This window comes from Stenotrophomonas sp. STEN029 (assembly GCF_056760015.1).
This window is the reverse complement of sequence record NZ_JBRREC010000071.1, coordinates 1-16,497: the sequence shown is the minus strand read 5'-3', so window position 1 is coordinate 16,497 and position 16,497 is coordinate 1. Positions and strand designations below refer to the sequence as shown.

The 16,497-nt window shown below is 62.9% G+C and carries 14 protein-coding genes, 4 tRNA genes and 1 riboswitch; of the genes, 10 read left to right on the top strand and 8 right to left on the bottom strand.

Features of this window, described 5'->3' with window-relative positions; genetic code table 11:
* Positions 1-209: 209 nt before the first annotated feature.
* Together ACVOLI_RS14935 and ACVOLI_RS14930 are read left to right on the top strand one after the other, a co-directional pair.
* Positions 210-710, top strand: coding sequence for a DUF305 domain-containing protein (locus ACVOLI_RS14935; RefSeq protein ID WP_003098996.1), 501 nt, complete (start codon positions 210-212; stop codon positions 708-710).
* Between the two features lie 462 nt (positions 711-1,172).
* Positions 1,173-1,248 (top strand) — tRNA-Gly (locus ACVOLI_RS14930).
* 134 nt (positions 1,249-1,382) lie between these two features.
* Here the strand turns inward: ACVOLI_RS14930 and pnuC are convergent.
* From pnuC to ACVOLI_RS14915, 3 genes are all read right to left on the bottom strand, one after another.
* Positions 1,383-1,979: a nicotinamide riboside transporter PnuC gene (gene pnuC / locus ACVOLI_RS14925; protein WP_481615023.1), complete on the bottom strand. Its 597-nt coding sequence runs from the start codon at positions 1,977-1,979 to the stop codon at positions 1,383-1,385.
* Positions 1,976-4,150 carry a TonB-dependent siderophore receptor gene (locus ACVOLI_RS14920; RefSeq protein ID WP_481615022.1) on the bottom strand — a complete coding sequence of 725 codons (2,175 nt, stop codon included), beginning with the start codon at positions 4,148-4,150 and terminating at the stop codon, positions 1,976-1,978. The genes pnuC and ACVOLI_RS14920 overlap by 4 nt, the downstream gene beginning before the upstream one ends.
* A gap of 69 nt (positions 4,151-4,219) precedes the next feature.
* Positions 4,220-4,315: riboswitch (TPP riboswitch) on the bottom strand.
* Between the two features lie 43 nt (positions 4,316-4,358).
* On the bottom strand, positions 4,359-5,495 hold the full coding sequence (locus tag ACVOLI_RS14915) for a phosphotransferase enzyme family protein (protein ID WP_481615021.1): 1,137 nt from the start codon (positions 5,493-5,495) through the stop codon (positions 4,359-4,361).
* Positions 5,496-5,736: 241 nt separating this feature from the next.
* Between ACVOLI_RS14915 and ACVOLI_RS14910 the strand changes: the two genes are divergently transcribed.
* Positions 5,737-5,812: transfer RNA gene (locus ACVOLI_RS14910), tRNA-Gly, on the top strand.
* Between the two features lie 72 nt (positions 5,813-5,884).
* A tRNA-Cys gene (locus ACVOLI_RS14905) sits at positions 5,885-5,958 on the top strand.
* Between the two features lie 205 nt (positions 5,959-6,163).
* On the opposite strand, the gene ACVOLI_RS14900 is transcribed toward ACVOLI_RS14905, so the two are convergent.
* The 3 genes from ACVOLI_RS14900 to ACVOLI_RS14890 all read right to left on the bottom strand — a co-directional run bounded on the left by ACVOLI_RS14900 (position 6,164) and on the right by ACVOLI_RS14890 (position 8,882).
* Complete coding sequence (locus ACVOLI_RS14900; protein ID WP_481615020.1) at positions 6,164-7,363, bottom strand: leucine-rich repeat domain-containing protein; 1,200 nt, start codon at positions 7,361-7,363, stop codon at positions 6,164-6,166.
* A 155-nt stretch (positions 7,364-7,518) separates the two neighbouring features.
* On the bottom strand, positions 7,519-8,598 hold the full coding sequence (locus ACVOLI_RS14895) for a 4Fe-4S dicluster domain-containing protein (RefSeq protein WP_481615019.1): 1,080 nt from the start codon (positions 8,596-8,598) through the stop codon (positions 7,519-7,521).
* Positions 8,595-8,882: a hypothetical protein gene (locus tag ACVOLI_RS14890; RefSeq protein ID WP_481615018.1), complete on the bottom strand. Its 288-nt coding sequence runs from the start codon at positions 8,880-8,882 to the stop codon at positions 8,595-8,597. The genes ACVOLI_RS14895 and ACVOLI_RS14890 overlap by 4 nt, the downstream gene beginning before the upstream one ends.
* 180 nt (positions 8,883-9,062) lie before the next feature.
* Here ACVOLI_RS14890 and ACVOLI_RS14885 point away from each other — a divergent pair, with 180 nt between their 5' ends.
* The 5 genes from ACVOLI_RS14885 to ACVOLI_RS14865 all read left to right on the top strand — a co-directional run bounded on the left by ACVOLI_RS14885 (position 9,063) and on the right by ACVOLI_RS14865 (position 14,078).
* Entirely contained in the window at positions 9,063-9,446 is a 384-nt protein-coding gene (locus tag ACVOLI_RS14885) for a group III truncated hemoglobin (protein WP_481615017.1), read from the top strand.
* 85 nt (positions 9,447-9,531) lie between these two features.
* On the top strand, positions 9,532-10,944 hold the full coding sequence (gene hemN, locus ACVOLI_RS14880) for an oxygen-independent coproporphyrinogen III oxidase (protein ID WP_481615016.1): 1,413 nt from the start codon (positions 9,532-9,534) through the stop codon (positions 10,942-10,944).
* Between the two features lie 81 nt (positions 10,945-11,025).
* Positions 11,026-11,112 (top strand) — tRNA-Leu (locus ACVOLI_RS14875).
* Between the two features lie 22 nt (positions 11,113-11,134).
* Positions 11,135-12,424 (top strand): nucleotide sugar dehydrogenase, encoded by a 1,290-nt coding sequence (locus tag ACVOLI_RS14870; protein WP_481615015.1) that lies wholly within the window; start codon positions 11,135-11,137, stop codon positions 12,422-12,424.
* A gap of 31 nt (positions 12,425-12,455) precedes the next feature.
* Entirely contained in the window at positions 12,456-14,078 is a 1,623-nt protein-coding gene (locus tag ACVOLI_RS14865) for an FMN-binding glutamate synthase family protein (protein WP_481615014.1), read from the top strand.
* A 156-nt stretch (positions 14,079-14,234) separates the two neighbouring features.
* On the opposite strand, the gene ACVOLI_RS14860 is transcribed toward ACVOLI_RS14865, so the two are convergent.
* Entirely contained in the window at positions 14,235-15,464 is a 1,230-nt protein-coding gene (locus ACVOLI_RS14860; RefSeq protein WP_481615013.1) for a TIGR03862 family flavoprotein, read from the bottom strand.
* The gene (locus ACVOLI_RS14855; protein WP_481615012.1) at positions 15,448-15,879 is read right to left on the bottom strand and encodes an FKBP-type peptidyl-prolyl cis-trans isomerase; all 432 of its coding nucleotides are present in this window, start codon (positions 15,877-15,879) and stop codon (positions 15,448-15,450) included. Before ACVOLI_RS14855 ends, ACVOLI_RS14860 begins: the two co-directional genes overlap by 17 nt.
* Before the next feature lie 61 nt (positions 15,880-15,940).
* On the opposite strand from ACVOLI_RS14855, the gene ACVOLI_RS14850 reads away from it, so the two are divergent.
* The gene (locus tag ACVOLI_RS14850; protein WP_481615011.1) at positions 15,941-16,306 is read left to right on the top strand and encodes a DUF6164 family protein; all 366 of its coding nucleotides are present in this window, start codon (positions 15,941-15,943) and stop codon (positions 16,304-16,306) included.
* The last annotated feature ends 191 nt before the right edge of the window (positions 16,307-16,497 follow it).

The window sequence follows — 16,497 nt, the reverse complement described above, 5'->3', positions numbered from 1 at the left end:
GGCGCAAAGCCCATCAAGACCGATTTGGTATGGTCTGATATCCAGACGGTTCAAGACCAGCGAGTTGAAGCGTTCGACGCCCCTACGTCCAGTTGGGGACTGGAAATCAGCGGTTAGTGATGCATCGCTCCACATGCTGATATATCGACAAAGTATCTGCCGCAGTACCAGTGACCCTGCCAGGTTGCCCCAGCACATAGGAGACGGAGATGGCTGAACATTCCCATGAACATCAACATCACACATCCGGTCAGATGGGTAAGCACGGCCGACCATACGCCAAGTTCTGGGTGAACATGGTGTTGGGCCTCGTCGTCATGTACTTCGTAATGTTCAGCATGATCGACGGCGCCAGGGACTTCAGAAACAATCTCAACATGCTCTACATGGCGGTCACTATGTGGGCGCCAATGGGCATCTTCATGCTAGCGACAATGCCCGGCATGTTTCCAAACCGGCGGCTCAATCTCGTGCTGTACGGCTTGTTTGCCGTTCTCACACTCGGTTCTTTTGCCGCTACCCGTGCTCAAACCGGAATCGGCGATCGACAGTTCATCGCGTCTATGGTCCCGCACCATTCGGGAGCGATCCTCATGTGCCGCGAGGCGCAGCTCTCAGATCCGGAACTCGTCAACCTATGCCAAGCGATTTCCGATGGCCAGCGCGCGGAGATCGAGCAGATGAACCGGATTGCTGCACGCCTTCGTTGAGGCTGGCTGCCACTACACTGGCGCCGCGTTGCGCTCCGGCGAAGTTAGCCGCAGCGATGTAAAGATGAGTACTTGCGGTGTTCCGATGCCGGCGGTTGTGTCCTACAGCCGTCCAGGTGCCAGGTAGTCCACGCGACACCACCCCGCGCTGCCTGCGGAGCGAGCGCAAGTCATGATCGTCGCAAGTTGGAGTTCGATAGCGAACCCGCTCAGCAGCTGGACGCATCAGGCGTAACGACGGGTGGATGGATCATCCTTGGACGCTGGTGGAAGTGGTTGGATGAACTTTGTTGCCGAGGGCGAAAAACAAGGCTATAATTGAGTTCTTCGCTGATCACCACAGTGGAGAAAGTGATTGGGAAACAGAGACTTAGCGCTCTAGTGCATGACTCGTTTCCCGCTCCAGTCTTGCGATACATCTCGAATGTTGGTGCTCTGCTCGGCAGGTGCTGCATTCAATCCGCGGGAATAGCTCAGTTGGTAGAGCGCAACCTTGCCAAGGTTGAGGTCGCGAGTTCGAGTCTCGTTTCCCGCTCCAGATAATGACCAGCAGATTCCATGTGATATCTGCAGGTAAAGAAAAGCCCCTGACGGGGCTTTTTTGTTGTCCGGCATTTTTGCCCGGGGACTACTGCTGCCGGTGCCGGCAGCAGTAGCGATGCCAAGGAACGCTCAGCGCGCGCCGTGCGCAGCGGGTTCCACGGCCGGGGTGTGCGCCGCTGCAGTCCATGCACGCAGCCCGACTACGGCAAGACCGAGGAAGAACACGTACAGCGCCGCGGTCACATGCAGTGACTTGAACAGATACGCGCCCACGTACACCACGTCGACCACGATCCACAGCCACCAGGTGGCGGTATGGCGGCGTGCCTGCCACCACTGTGCGACCAGGCTCAATCCGGTGAGTATCGCGTCCAGCCACGGCAGCGAGGCATCGGTGAAGCTGTGCATGCCGGCGCCAAGCGCGATGCCGCCAAGCAGGCCGATGCCCAGGTCACGCAGCATCTTGCTGCGTGACAGGGGCACGATGCGCACGCTGCCTTCGTCGGCGGCATGGCGACGCCAGTTGATCCAGCCGTAGACCAGGAAAACGGCGAAGGCGAGCTGCAGCAGGGTGTCCGAATACAACTTGGCTTCGGCGAATACCAGTGCATACAGCGCGACCGACAACAGGCCGACTGGCCAGGCGACCATCCGCCGTTGCGCCATCAGCCAGACGCCGAGGATGCTGCATAGCGCGGCCGACCATTCGAGCGCGGCGCTGCTCACAGCGCGACGCTCACCGATAGGCGTGCCTGTCGCGGTGCGCCCGGGAACAGGTAGTAGTCACCCATGCTGCTGCCGGTGTCGCGCCAGTAGAAGCGGTTGAAGAGATTGTCCACCGACAGGTTCCAGCTCACTGCGTGGCCCTGCAGCTGGTGCTGGAAGCGCAGCCCGGCATCGAACAGGTTGTAGCTCGGTGCGCGTACTGCGCCATCAGCGCGCGCGGTATTGGCCGATGCGTAGCGCCAGCCGCCGGTCAGGTCCAGCCCTTCTACGAAGGGCAGCGCATAGCTCAGGTGCACGCTGGTGCGCAGCTTGGGAACGTTGACCAGCTGGTGGCCTTCGTAGCTTGGCGTGCCGGTATCGCGTGCACGTGCCTGCAATACGCTGGCGCTGGCGACGATCTGCAGTGCATCGGTGAGCTGGCCGTTGGCGGTCAGTTCAAGGCCGACGTGGGCCTGCTTGCCCTCCTCGACGAAGGTGTAGCCGACGTCGCTGTTGTCGGGCTTTGCGTACTGGTTCGGCTGGGTGGTGCGGAACAGTGCCGCGCCCAGCGTCAGCTGCTCGCTGCTGGAATACTTCACGCCGACTTCGAGCTGGCGCGACTGCACTGCCGGCAGGAAGGTGTCGGCATTGGCGGTCCAGAACGGCGCTTCCTGGCCCAGCGAGATGCCTTCGACATAGCTGGCGTAGGCATTGATGCTGTCGCTGGCCTTCCACATCACCGCAGTCTGCGGCAGGAAGCGCGACAGGCGACTGCGACGTTGCGGGTTGCCGCGCTTGTCGTAGGCGCGTTCGTCCAGGCGCACGTAGCGGCCGCCGGCCAGCCACTGCCAGTCTTCATTGAGCTGGATGCGGTCCAATGCGAAGACAGCGGTCTGGCGGCTGTCCAGGCGACGTGCGGACGCGCCTGGCATCAGCGGCGAGGGTTCGAATACGGGCAGCTGCTTGTCGTGGATATTGACCGTGCCGACGTATTCGTTGACGTTGCGGCGCTTGTCCACGGTACGCCGGAACTGGTCCGCACCCATGGTCAGCTGATGGCCGATGCTGCCGGTGTCGAAGTTGCCGCGCAGTTCGGCGCGCAGCTCCTGGTTGCGACGAGTGTCGTCCGGGCTGCGGTAGTCGTAGATGTCGTAATCGCCGTTGGGGGCGAAGTAATTGCCCGGCACGCTGCCATCGGCACATTCGGCGGCGTAGTAGCAGCCATAGGCGAAGGCGACGTTGTCATCGATCACCGTGCGGCTGTGGCTGACGGCAACGCGGGATTGCCAGTTGGCATTGAAATCGTAGGTGTGCAGCGCGGTGATATTGGTGCTGGCAATGCCAACCGGCTGCTGCCACGGCTGATAGCCGAGCAGCTGCTCACGGTCCACGCCGGTCGGCAGCTCACGTCCGCCCAGCAGCTGGTAGCCGGAGGCCGAGCGCTGCGCGCTGGTCTGGTAGTTGGCATCGACTTCGAGCTTGCCGCGCTCGCCGATCAGCCAGTCGCTCGCCAGCGAATAGAAATTGCGGCGGCCATCGGCATGTTTGATATAGGAACTGCTGTCGTCCCAGGCGGCGTTGAAGCGCAGGCCGATGCGTGGGGTCAGCCAATGGCCGACGTCAATGGCGGCATAGCGCGAGCCTTCGTTGTCGGTGCCGAGGGTGACGGTGCGCACTTCGGCCGGCCGCTTGCCGACGTAGTTGATGATGCCGCCCGGCGCCATCACGCCGGCCGCCAGGCCAGCTTCGCCCTTGAGCACTTCCACTGACTGCAGGTTCTCCAGCGCCAGACGCTGTTCACCGGCTATCGACATGCCGTTGAAGCGGTAGCCGGTGGCCGTATCCAGCGCGAAGCCGCGGATGGCGACGTTCTGGTAGTAACCGACTGGGGCATAGGCATCGCCGAGCGAGGCGTCATTGCTGGCCAGCTCGGACAGCGAGCGCACCTGCTGGTGGTCGAGGAAGTCGCGATCCAGCACGTTCATCGATGCCGGCGTGCTTTTCCAGTCGCCGCTGCCGAAGCTGTTGGCGCGGGAGTTGTCCGTCTCCGGCTGGCGGGCCTGCACGCGTACGGTGGCCAGTTCGGTCGGGGAGTGTTCGGCAGCAGCGTCAAGGCCGGTGTCGCTGGCGTACAGCGGCAGGGCGGTGCTCAAGGCGAGAGACAGCAACGTGGGGCGCAGGCAGCGGTTCATTCGATTCGTCTTCAGGCAACAAGGGAGACGAAGCGAAGGCGCGCATGCGCAGCGCCAATGACGGCGCTACGGCTGCTGCTCAAAGCTCCCTACGCCGGTGCAAACCGGATCAGGTTCCAAGGGACTCTCTCAGCCTGGCAAATCCAGGCACCCCCGCTTCAGGGCGCCATTTCACTACAAATGCGAATGATTTGCGAGTCGGGCTGCTTCAGGCGGCGGCGCGCAGGGCCTGCAACAAGGTTTGGCCGTGATGGCTGGCGAACCATTCAGGGTGGCCGAGCATGAAGGGCTGCCAAGCGACATCGGCATTTGCGGTGGAGCCGGTGACGCCTTCGAAATACTCGACTTCGGACAGTGCAAAGTCGAAATGCACCATTGGCAGCAGGTCGGCCAGCAGGTGTACCCGTTCGGCCGACAAAGGCAATACCTCGCGGTAGCCGTCGAGCAGGGCCAATGCGATATCGATACGTACCGCCTCGGCGCCGCGCCCCAGTTCCAGCCAGGCCACGGCATTGCGTTCGATGGCGGTGGCAAGGTCGAACAGGGCGCTGGTGGGAGAGGCCAGGCCGAAATCAAGCACACTGCTGACCTGCATCGCGTTGTCGCCGTGGCCCCACAGCAGGTTGGAGACGTGCCAGTCGTTGTGCGCCCACAACTGCGGTTCTGTCTGCAGGCGCGCGGCCAGTCCGGCATGCCAGGGCAGGACGCTGCGCCGCAACTGCTGCTCCCAAGGGATACGTGCGAGGTAATGGGCCAGTCCGGGGCGGTTGTGCAGATCGGCCTTGAGCGCGGCGATCGGGTCTTCGCTACGGATCAGATCATCACGGGCGACCAGTAGTTGCGTGCTGCGCTGGGGGGCGTGATAGCTGGCTGAAGCGCGGTGCAGGGTGGCCAGCATGCGGCCGGCAGCGCGGGCTCGCTCGACTTCGGTCAGCAGCGCCCACGAAGGTGCATCGCGGTAAAGGTCCTGGCCATCGGCTACGGCGTGCAGTTCGTAGGTCCAATCGCCGTGCGCAATGGTGGTCTGACCATCGTGGCCATGCAGGAGCTGGGTAACCGGAATCCCGGCACTTGCGAGGTGGGTGATGAATTGATGCTCTTCCTGCAGGCACATGGCGCTGCGGACCAGTCGGTGATGGCGTTTGACGAAGACCCTGCCGTGCTGGCCTTGGACAATCGCGGCGGCCGACATCGGCCGCGGGCTGTGCCATAGCAAGGTGCTGTCAGCGTCCAACTGCGGGTAGCGATTACACAGCCAGGCAAGCTCGGTCGCATTGATGGGGGGCCAGTCAGCAGCCACTTCATCGTTGTTCAGGCCTTGCACGCGGTGGGATTGCTGGGTCATCGGAACAGGCTGGGACAGGTGATGCGAGGGAGGCGAGATGGTACGTCAGCTCCGCCAAGGCTGCTGAATGTAGTGCCGAGCCATGCTCGGCTAGGGGCCTTCCCGGTAAAGCGCCAGCCGAGCATGGCTCGGCTCTACAGGGATTCAAGATCCAACGCCGACAGCCAGACAAGCCATGTGAAAGGAATTGTTAAAAAGCGCTGGCGCGCCCCTGCCGAAGTCTGTATGATTCGCCCACACCGCGGGAATAGCTCAGTTGGTAGAGCGCAACCTTGCCAAGGTTGAGGTCGCGAGTTCGAGTCTCGTTTCCCGCTCCAAATCGGAAAGGGCCCCCGCAGCGGGGTCTTTTCATGTCGAGGCGGTGTAGTGCTTCGGCGGTGCAATAGTTTGGCCTGGTAGCAGAGTGGTTATGCAGCGGATTGCAAATCCGCGTACGCCGGTTCGATTCCGACCCAGGCCTCCATGAGTAAGCACTAAAGCCCTGAGAAATCAGGGCTTTTTTGTTTTCTGCGGTTTTTCAGCAATCCGCAGTCCGCGATTCAGGGGGCAAAAAGGCGCGGTTGACACTCGTTATCGAGTGACTGACTCGCGTGGGCATGCGCAGAGGGCGTGTACGCGAGTTCAAATACACGCTGCTGAGGAATGTAAGTAGCAGGCAAGCCCTGTTGTCAGATGCGGGTGCGTGCGGCAATTTCATTCTCGAGGTGAACGAATGCGCGCCACTCGATTGCCTGCAACTGGCCGCGTTGTACGGGTGACAACGCGCCAGTGAGCATCGCTGCACCGAAGTCGCTCAGTACTGCCTCGCCGGTCGCTGGGTTCCACAGGATATTGTGGGCATACAGGTCGCCATGCAGCACGCCCTGTGCATGCAGATGGGTGAGCGCCGCGCGGATGCAGCCGAGCAGGCGTTCGGCGATGGCGAGCGTAAAGCGCGTGTCCGCTGCATAGACATCGCGCGTGCAGCTGGCAAGGCTGGGTGGGCCGGCGAGGTTGACGTAAACCGGGGCAAGCAAAGGCAATGCAACTGCCAAGCGACCTGTCGGGTGGCCTTCTACCATCGCCAGCGGGGTGAGCAGGTTCGGGTGGTCGGCGGCAACCAGGCCTGCAGCGAGTTCTGATTGCGGCGTGCCGTCGCTGGTAAATGCCGCCTTGAATACTTTGACGGCAATCGCTTCGCCACTGTGCTTGTGTCTGGCGTGATGGATGTGACCGCTCGCCCCTTCGCCCAGCAGCTCGCCGATCTCCAGATCGTCGTAGCGGATGGCGTGGTGATGCGCATCCGTCAATGCGGCGCGTTCGGCATCCGCCGTAAGTGGATTGCCGGCCAACGCCGGCCAGGCCAGGTTTGGCAATGCAAGTAATGTCGCTGGAGTCTCATCGAAATGGTTGCTGGCAATCCGCAACAGTTCCAGTGCCGTGCAATTGCTTAGATCGGGCAGGCTGGCGAGCTGGTTGCAGGAAAGCATCAGCTTCTGCAGTCGCGGACGTTGGCCGAGCGCTGCGGGTAGTTCACCCAGCTGGTTGTCGGTGAGAATCAGCCAGCGCAGCCGTGCTGGCAGGCTGCGTTCGGATACCTGCGCAATCTCACAGGCCTTGAAGCCGACCATTTCGAGCTGCTCGCAGTCGCCAAGTGCGACCGGCAAATGCGTAAAAGGGTTGTTGGAGCAGAATAGGATGCGCAGCTTGCGCAGTCGCCGCAGGTCATCGGGCAAGGAGGTAAGTTGATTGCCAGAGAGATCCAATACTTCCAGCGTATCGGCCAGGGCGAACAGCGCCTGCGGGAACTCGGTCAGGCCCAGATTCACCAGGCGAACAGTCCGGGCGCTGTTGAGCGCGCCGCTTGTGAGATGTTCAAGGGTATGCATGCAGTGCGAGTGTACCGGCTCCAACACAAGGCTTTTGTGGGAGCGGCGTAAGCCGCGAAGCCGCTAGATCATCAGATGGCAGGGAAGTCCATGGATCAAGCAGTGTCAACTTCGCGGCTTACGCCGCTCCCACAGCCCTTGCACGCTGCGTCCGGCTAAATGCTTGCAGCGGTGAATGCCGCCAGGGCGAAGCACAGCAACGCGATGCCGGCGAACGCCAACGGCTTGATGCGCAATCCAGGTGGGGCGGTATCGCCATCGCCGGCTGGACGGGCGCGATGGATCAGGTCCAGCGGGTAGTGACTGGCGGCCATCACATCGTCACATGCATCCATGCAATTGCCGCATTCGATGCAGCTGCTGGAGCGGCCATTGCGAATATCCAGGCCGATCGGGCAGGCGGCAACGCAGGCGCCGCAATCGGTGCAGTCTCCGAGGTGGGCCGGGCTGAACTTGGGCATGGCGCCGGCAATGGCTGGGTGGGCGGCGCGGAATACATAGTCGGCCGCAGTGCTTGCATCGAGCAGGCCGCGTGAACGATGCAATACGCTGGCGTTTTCCTGGCCGCGTTCGCCGCGCGGCTCCCCACGTGGCGCGTTGTACTGGATGCAGGGCGTGCGCGCATCGGCAATCAACGGTTGGATGCGGCTGTAGGGGCAGAGATAGCTGCAGACCTGTTCATGCAGGTACACCACGTTTGCCCAGGTCGCCAGGCCGTAGAAGCTGATCCAGAATAATTCCCAGCCGCTGAGCGTAAGTGTGAGCAAGCCCCGCGCGAGCTCCCCGATGGGCGTGAAGTAGCCCACAAAGCTGATGCCGGTCCACAGCGAGATTGCCGCCCACAGTGCGTGTCGAAGCGGCGTTGCCAATGGCTTCGCCCTCCCTTTGAGGTCGGTCAGGCGGGTCAGTCTGCGGAACAGGCGGGTCAACACCGTCTGCGGGCAGGCATAGGTGCACCACAGGCGCCCGTAAAGGCTCGTGGCAAGGCAGAGCAGGGCCAGCGCGGCCAGCGCGAGCCATAGCAGCGGCAATGACTGCTCCGGTTGCATCGAAATACCGGTAACCTGGAATTGGCGCGCATCAATGTCGAGCAGCAACCAGGGTTTACCGCCCCAGTGCAGCCAAGGCAGGCCATAGAACGCAGCCAGCATTGCCACGCTGGTGAACTGGCGGAATCTGTCGCGCTTGCGGGCGGTGCCGGCGCTGGCTTCGCCGATGCTGCGCACCGGGTTCATTCGAAGATTTCCTCCTGCTCGCTTGCAGGGCGCATCAGCAGCGCGGTCACCCCGCACGCGCACAACGTGCCCGCCCAGAACATGAAGAAGCCCAGTGAATAGCCAACTTCACGGCTGATCACGTGCTGCGGGAAGCTGATCTGCTGCAGTTCCAACGGGTCGACGAATGCAAAAAAGACCGCCGACATCACTGCCGCTGTAAAGAAGCTGGGCCACACCACGGCGCCCAGGCGTTGGATCATTGGCAGTGAGCGGCGGGTGCTGGCGTCGGCAGAAGCGGTCATTGTGGATTCCTGGGTGCCTCGTGGCGAAGGAATAGAATCGGGTGGGCGGCTCGGCGGTATGGCCGCAGCTGGCAGCCCGGTGTGCAAGGCTAGGGGGTGTGCGGATGGGCGTCGTTGATCCTGATCAAGCGGGCCTTGGCCGGGCGTAGTAGGTTCTGACTAGGTGGCAGGAGGTGTGCTGTGCGGGCTGGGCCGGATGTATGCAGTGAGGAAGAGGTGGACCGTCTGGTGCGGCGCTTCTACGCGCGGGTGCGCGAGGACGCGGTGCTTGGGCCGATATTCGAGGCACGGGTGCACGATTGGGAGGCCCATCTGCTGCAGCTGATTGATTTCTGGTCGGCCCTGCTGCGTGGAACCTCGCGCTTCAATGGCGCGCCGATGCCCAAGCACCTGGCGATTCCCGGGCTGGAGTGGCCGATGTTCGAGCGCTGGCTGGCGTTGTTTGCACAGACCACGGCAGAGCTGGGCAACCCGACGATGCAGGTCTTGGCGGATGAGGCGGCCGGGCGGGTGGCCGGCTCCATCTGGCGTCGATATCACGCCCCTTCGTTCCCGATACTCTGAACGGATGCCGGGTTGGGCCCGTTCATGAATAGGTGAATTGATCTAACTCAAGGCGGTGATGCCTTGGCGGGGGCAAGCTGGCGCCATGAACATGCCGCTGCCAACCTCAAATGCCCTGGGCTGGACCTTCGACGCGGACCTGCTGCGCCGGCATGACCGGCCGGGTCCACGCTATACGTCCTATCCAACCGCCCCGCATTTTCATGATGGTTATGGGCAGGCGCAGTTCTGTGCGGCGGTGGCGCGCAGCAACGCGGTGGGGCGGCCGATGTCGCTGTATGTGCATGTGCCGTACTGCAGCAGCCCGTGTTTCTACTGTGGGTGCAACCGCGTGATCAGCCGCGACCGCAGCAAGGGCGAACGCTATGTCGATCAGCTGCTGGTTGAGGCGGACTGGCTTGCGCCGCTGTTTGCACGCGAACGCGAGGTCGTGCAGCTGCATCTGGGCGGTGGCACACCCAATTTCCTGGAGCCTGCACAGCTGCGTCGATTGATTGGCGGACTGGAGAAACTGTTCAATTTCAGCCACAGCAGCGCGCGCGACTTCTCGATCGAACTGGATCCGCGTTCGGTCAGCGTCGACGACATCGGTGTGCTGGCAGAGTTGGGCTTCAATCGCGCAAGCCTGGGTATCCAGGACTTCGACCCGCAGGTGCAGCAGGCGATCAATCGCGTGCAGGACGTGGATGAGACGATGGCCATCATCCAGGCCTGCCGCGACCATGGCATGCGTTCGGTCAATGTGGATCTGATCTACGGGTTGCCGCTGCAGACGCTGGCCGGGTTTGGCCGAACCCTGGACACGGTGATAGCCGCGCGTCCGGATCGGCTGGCGATCTACGGCTACGCGCATCTGCCGCATATGTTCAAGGCGCAACGACAGATACAGGACCGCGACCTGCCTGATCCGGAGCAGAAGCTGGCGCTGCTTGGGCTCGCCGTCGAGCGATTGTCAGCCGCCGGATACCAGTACATCGGCATGGATCATTTCGCGTTGCCGGAAGAAGACCTGTCGCGTGCGCAACGTGCGGGCAGCCTGCATCGCAACTTCATGGGCTATACCACGCACGCTGACAGTGACCTGCTGGGGTTGGGCGTCAGTGCGATCAGCCATATCGATAGCAGCTACAGCCAGAACCCGCGCGACCTCAAGGATTGGGAGGCAAAGATTGCCGAAGGCGGTGTGCCGGTATGGCGCGGGCTGGAGCTGGACGACGATGACCTGCTGCGTGCTGAACTGATCCAGCAGTTGATGTGCCATGGCAGCGTGGATGGCCGCGCGCTGGCGCGGCGGCATGGTGTCGATTTTGATGTCTATTTCGCCGAGGAGCTGATTGCCTTGCAGCACCTGCAGGACGACGGACTGGCCAGTTGCAACGATGGCGTGGTTGCCGCCACCGAGCAGGGGCGGCCCTTGTTGCGCCTGATAGCCATGTGCTTTGACCGTTATCTGAAGGCCGCACAGCAGCCTGCGCGCTACTCGCGCGCCATTGGTTGAGATCACGCTGACGGCGGATTCAGCGCTGCAGCCAATATTCGCGATTCACAATTGGGCCGCAATCAGGCAGGCTATTGCGATGCCCGGATGGCGAAACTGGTAGACGCATCGGACTTAAAATCCGCCGGCCGCGAGGCCATGCCGGTTCGATTCCGGCTCCGGGCACCAGTTCGCAACCTCAGGGGATGGCATGAGCGCCGAGATCACCGCCGCGGTAGCGCCGCAGATCGCCATCATCGGGCTGGGTTATGTTGGCCTGCCATTGGCAGTCGAGTTCGGCAAGACGCTCGATACCCTGGGGTATGACATCGATACTGCCCGCGTTGCCGAGTTGCAGGCGGGGCATGACCATACGCTGGAACTGGATGACACCGAGCTCGCCGCTGGCGTGCTGGCGCGTTACACCGCCGACAAGACCGATCTGGCTGCGCGCAATGTTTTCATCGTCACCGTGCCAACGCCGATCGATGCGTATGAGCAACCGGATCTTGGCCCCCTGCGCAGTGCCTGCAGGTTGATTGCTGCGGTGCTCAAACCCGGTGACCTGGTGATCTACGAGTCCACCGTGTACCCGGGGACCACCGAAGAGGTTTGCGTGCCCTTGCTCGAGCAGGGCTCGGGGCTGCGCTTCAACCAGGATTTCTATTGCGGTTACAGCCCGGAGCGGATCAATCCGGGTGACCGTCAGCGCCGCCTTCCGGATATCAAGAAGATCACCTCCGGCTCCACGCCCGAAGCGGCGACCGTGGTGGATGCCTTGTACCGGCGCATCATCACCGCCGGCACCTGGCCGGCATCGTCGCTGCGCGTGGCGGAGGCGGCCAAGGTGGTGGAGAACATCCAGCGTGATGTGAACATCGCCCTGGTCAATGAGTTGGCGCTTATCTTTGACAAGCTCGGTATTGATACTCTTGATGTATTGGAAGCGGCGGGCACCAAGTGGAACTTCCTGCCGTTCCGGCCGGGCATGGTTGGCGGGCATTGCATTGGTGTTGATCCCTATTACCTGCTGCACAAGTCCGAGAGCGTGGGTTACCACCCGGACCTGATCCACACCGCGCGCCAGGTCAACAACCGTGTGGTGGCGCATGTGGTCACCCGCGTGCGTGGCCTGCTGGAAGTCCGGAACAAGCCGTTGCAGAACGCACGCGTGCTGGTGCTTGGGGTGACCTTCAAGGAGGACTGCCCGGACTTGCGCAACAGCCGTGCTCTGGACCTGGTACAGATGCTGGCCGCTGCCGGCGCACAGGTGGACGCTTTCGACCCTTGGGCCGATCCACGCAACGCGCACGACATGGGCGGTGTAGCGCTTGTGAAGGCGCCACAGCAAGGTGTTTACGATGCGGTGGTTCTGGCCGTGGCGCACCAGCAGTTCCGTGCCTTCGACGAGGCCCGGATCCGTGCCCTGGGTGTGCCGGACATGGTGGTCTACGACGTGAAATCGGCCTGGCCGAGGCAAGTGGTGGACGACCGGTTGTAGAATCCGCCATCCGTGTTGTTCGAGGACGGTAATGCATCGTTATCTGGTTTATGTGCTGGCACTGATCCTGCTGCCAGTATCACTGGCGCTGGCTACCCACTGGCCTGCTTGGTACTGGGGCGTTGGCCTGTTCGGCCTGATGGCGGTGCTGGGCACCTGGGATGTGTTGCAGCGGCGCAGCGTGCTGCGTCGCAACTATCCGGTGTTGGCGCATTTCCGCTACGGCTTCGAGTCCATCGGCCCGGAAATCCGCCAGTACTTCGTGCAGAGCGATCTGGAGGACGTGCCGTTCTCGCGCCAGCAACGCCAGCTGATCTACCAGCGTTCGCGCAACGAAATGGATGTGGTGCCGTTCGGCACGCTGCGCAGTGCCTATGCCGTGGACTACGAATGGATCAACCATTCGCTGTCGCCGACCAGCATTGCGCACCACGATTTCCGGGTGCTGATCGGGCCTGATTGCGCCAAGCCTTACTCGGCCAGCGTGTTCAATATCTCGGCGATGAGCTTTGGTTCCTTGTCGGCCAATGCGATCCGCGCGCTGAACAAGGGCGCGAAAATGGGCGGCTTCTGCCACGACACCGGCGAAGGCTCGATCTCGCCGTATCACCGTGAAAACGGCGGCGATCTGGTCTGGGAAATCGGTTCGGGCTACTTCGGCTGCCGTGATGAAAATGGTCGCTTCAGCGAAGAGCGCTTTGTCGAGAATGCGAGCTCCGATCAGGTCAAGATGATCGAGATCAAGCTGTCGCAGGGCGCAAAGCCGGGACATGGCGGCGTGTTGCCGGCGGCGAAGGTAAGTGCCGAAATCTCCGCCACCCGTGGTGTGCCGATGGGTGTGGATTGTGTATCGCCTTCCAAGCATTCGGCATTCTCCATGCCGATTGAACTGTTGCAGTTCGTTGCGCGTCTGCGCGGGTTGTCCGGCGGCAAGCCGGTTGGTTTCAAGTTGGCCATCGGCCATCCGTGGGAATGGTTTGGTATCGCCAAGGCGATGCAGGAAACCGGAATGCTGCCGGACTACATCGTGGTCGATGGTGCCGAAGGCGGCACCGGCGCCGCGCCGGCGGAGTTCATCGATCACGTAGGTGTACCGATGAACGAGGCGCTGATCCTGGTGCACAACACCCTGGTCGGGCTTGGCCTGCGTGACCGCATCCGCCTGGGGGCGGCCGGCAAGGTGACCACGGCGTTCGATATCGCCCGCACCATCGCCTTGGGTGCGGATTGGTGCAATGCCGGGCGTGGTTACATGTTCGCGCTGGGCTGCATCCAGTCGCTGAGCTGCCACAACGACAAATGCCCGACCGGCATTGCCACCCAGGACCCGAGCCGCTGGCGGCATCTGGAGCCGGTCGACAAGGGCCAGCGCGTATTCAATTACCACCAGAACACGATGCGCGCGCTGCGCGACCTGCTTGGTGCTGCTGGCCTGCACGATCCGTCCGAGCTGGGCCCGGAACACATCCTGCGTCGGGTATCGCCGGTGGAGATCCGCTCGCTTGCCAGCCTGTACCGCTATCTGGGACCAGGCGAATTGTTGAACAAGGTGCCCGAGCACACCGTGTTCCGTGAGTACTGGGCCGAGGCGCGTAGTGATTCGTTCACCCCGCCGGCCCGGATTGCGGCGTTGCGTACCAGCAAGATGCGTTGATCCTCAGCAGCCTGTAGGAGCGGCGTGAGCCGCGAAGCCCGCAGCGATGAAACTGCGGGCTTTTTTGTGGTCGGATTGACTTTCAGTTTCGCGGCTTACGCCGCTCCTACAAGGGGCGACGTTATCGGTAAGGCCGCTGCCGACCATGGGTCGGCACTACAGCCAGCGGATCACACCTTCTGCGGCGCGCTGGCCGCTGGCATAACAGGCGGTCAGCAGGTAGCCGCCGGTTGGGGCTTCCCAGTCCAGCATTTCGCCGGCGCAGAACACGCCTGGTTGCGCGGTGAGCATCAGCCCGTCATCCATCGCTTCGAGCTTCACGCCGCCAGCCGTGCTGATGGTTTCGGCCATCGGTCGCGGCCGTGGCAGCTGCAGCGGCAGGCGCTTGAGCGTGCGTGCGACGGCTTCCAGATCATTGCCGGCATCCTTGCCCAGGACTTCAAACAACAGCCCGGCCTTGGCCGCATCCAGCCCGGCAGCGCGGCGCAGGTGTTCGCCGAAGCTACGGCCCTTGCGGGCGCGGGCCAGATCGGCGAGCAGGCGTGCTTCGCCGCGGCCGGGCACCAGATCCAGTTCCAGTGTCACCGCACCCTCGCGATTGAGGGTTTCGCGTAGATCAGCGGCCAACGCGTAGATCAGGCTGCCTTCAATGCCGTACTGACTGACCACGCACTCGCCCTGCAGCGATTGCGGCTGTCCCTGCAGATCGGTCCAGTGCGCAACCACAGGCTTGATCGGTGCACCGGCATGGCGGTCGCGGAAGTGCGCAGTCCAGTCGATGTCGAAGCCGCAGTTGGCCGACTGCAGGGGCGCGGTATCGACGCCCCGTTCCTGCAGCACCGGCATCCAGCTGCCGTCAGAGCCCAACTCCGGCCAGCTGCCGCCGCCCAGCGCCAATACCGTGGCATCAGCGCGAACAGCGATCTCGCCATCGGCGGTGGTCATGCGCAGGCTGCCGTCCGGGTTCCAGCCCAGCCAGCGATGCTGCACGTGGAAACGCACACCTTGTTCCTTCAGTCGGCGCACCCAGCCGCGCAGCAACGGCGCGGCCTTGCGGTCCACCGGAAACACCCGGCCGGAACTGCCGACATAGGTTTCCACGCCAAACCCCTGTGCCCAACGGCGCAAGCCATCGGCATCAAAGCCGTCCAGCCAGGCGGCGACTTCGGCCTGGCGTTCGCGGTAGCGGCTGTCGAACAGCGGGCGCGGGTCGGAATGGGTGAGGTTGAGTCCACCCTTGCCGGCGATCAGGAACTTGCGCCCGGGCGAGCCCTTGGCCTCGTACAGGTTGACCGCCAGGCCAGCGGCACGCAGGTGCTCGGCGGCGAACAGGCCGGCCGGGCCGCCGCCAATGACGGCAACGGTCTTGTCAGCGAGGTTTGACATCGAGCAGTTCTACATCGAACACCAGCGAAGAGCCGGCCGGGATCGGCCCGATGCTACGGTTGCCATAACCGTATTCGGCAGGAATCATCAGGGTGCGCTTGCCACCGACCTTCATGCCGGCGACGCCCTCGTCCCAGCCACGGATGACCTGCTTGTCACCGAGGTTGAAGCTGAAGGGCTCACCGCGATCCAGCGAGCTGTCGAACTTCTCGCCGTGCTTGTCGGGCGTGCGCTCGTCGTAGATCCAGCCGGTGTAGTGCACGCTGACCTTGCTGCCGGCCACGGCTTCAGCACCGGTGCCGGGCTGGGTGTCGATCTGCTCGAACTTGGCAATGGTGCCGCCCGGAGGCGGGCCCGGCGGGGTGCAGCCGGCGGCCAGCAGGGACAGCAGCAGCGGTATGAACAGACGACGCATGGCGCGCTCCGTTGGAAAGGGGCGTGCAGGGTAGCGCATCGCTGCCGGGTATCATTGCGGCATGGCCAAATTGCTGCTCAATCTACGTAATGTCGGCGACGACGAAAGCACCGAGGTAGGCGAACTGCTCGATCGCAACGGCATCGCCTGGTACCGAACTGAACCCAGTCCCTGGGGTATTTCCAATGGCGGCATCTGGCTGCGCGAGAACGATGATCTGCCGCGCGCGAAAAGTCTGATGGCGAGCTATCAGGCTGAACGCGGGCAGCGCGTGCGTGAAGAGCGCGCCGCCGCGCTGCGGGATGGTAGTGCGGAGACGTTCGGTTCGATGTTGCGGCGCCGGCCATTGTTTGTGCTGGCGGTGCTGCTGGGCATGGTGGTTGTTTCAGCCCTGGTGTTGCTGCCGTACTTCCTGCTGCGGGGGTGAGGGCTCTCAGCTCCCTCCCTTGCTCCGCAGGGGGAGGGAGGGTTGGGGAGGGGTTGGCTTCTAGGGCCCTCTGGCATTGCCAGTTTCGCGGCTTACGCCGCTCCTACAAACCCCGTTCGCGTGTCGACGGAAGCTTCACCTGTAGTGCCGAGCCATGCTCGGCTGAGGCTTGACCGGGAACGCCCCTGCCG

Excerpts from the sequence above, each read along its gene's own strand:
- ACVOLI_RS14935 (WP_003098996.1), top strand. The coding sequence starts at position 210 with ATGGCTGAACATTCCCATGAACATCAACATCACACATCCGGTCAGATG.
- ACVOLI_RS14920 (WP_481615022.1), bottom strand. The coding sequence starts at position 4,150 with ATGAACCGCTGCCTGCGCCCCACGTTGCTGTCTCTCGCCTTGAGCACC.
- ACVOLI_RS14915 (WP_481615021.1), bottom strand. The coding sequence starts at position 5,495 with ATGACCCAGCAATCCCACCGCGTGCAAGGCCTGAACAACGATGAAGTG.
- ACVOLI_RS14900 (WP_481615020.1), bottom strand. The coding sequence starts at position 7,363 with ATGCATACCCTTGAACATCTCACAAGCGGCGCGCTCAACAGCGCCCGG.
- ACVOLI_RS14895 (WP_481615019.1), bottom strand. The coding sequence starts at position 8,598 with ATGAACCCGGTGCGCAGCATCGGCGAAGCCAGCGCCGGCACCGCCCGC.
- ACVOLI_RS14890 (WP_481615018.1), bottom strand. The coding sequence starts at position 8,882 with ATGACCGCTTCTGCCGACGCCAGCACCCGCCGCTCACTGCCAATGATC.
- hemN (WP_481615016.1), top strand. The coding sequence starts at position 9,532 with ATGAACATGCCGCTGCCAACCTCAAATGCCCTGGGCTGGACCTTCGAC.
- ACVOLI_RS14870 (WP_481615015.1), top strand. The coding sequence starts at position 11,135 with ATGAGCGCCGAGATCACCGCCGCGGTAGCGCCGCAGATCGCCATCATC.
- ACVOLI_RS14865 (WP_481615014.1), top strand. The coding sequence starts at position 12,456 with ATGCATCGTTATCTGGTTTATGTGCTGGCACTGATCCTGCTGCCAGTA.
- ACVOLI_RS14860 (WP_481615013.1), bottom strand. The coding sequence starts at position 15,464 with ATGTCAAACCTCGCTGACAAGACCGTTGCCGTCATTGGCGGCGGCCCG.
- ACVOLI_RS14855 (WP_481615012.1), bottom strand. The coding sequence starts at position 15,879 with ATGCGTCGTCTGTTCATACCGCTGCTGCTGTCCCTGCTGGCCGCCGGC.
- ACVOLI_RS14850 (WP_481615011.1), top strand. The coding sequence starts at position 15,941 with ATGGCCAAATTGCTGCTCAATCTACGTAATGTCGGCGACGACGAAAGC.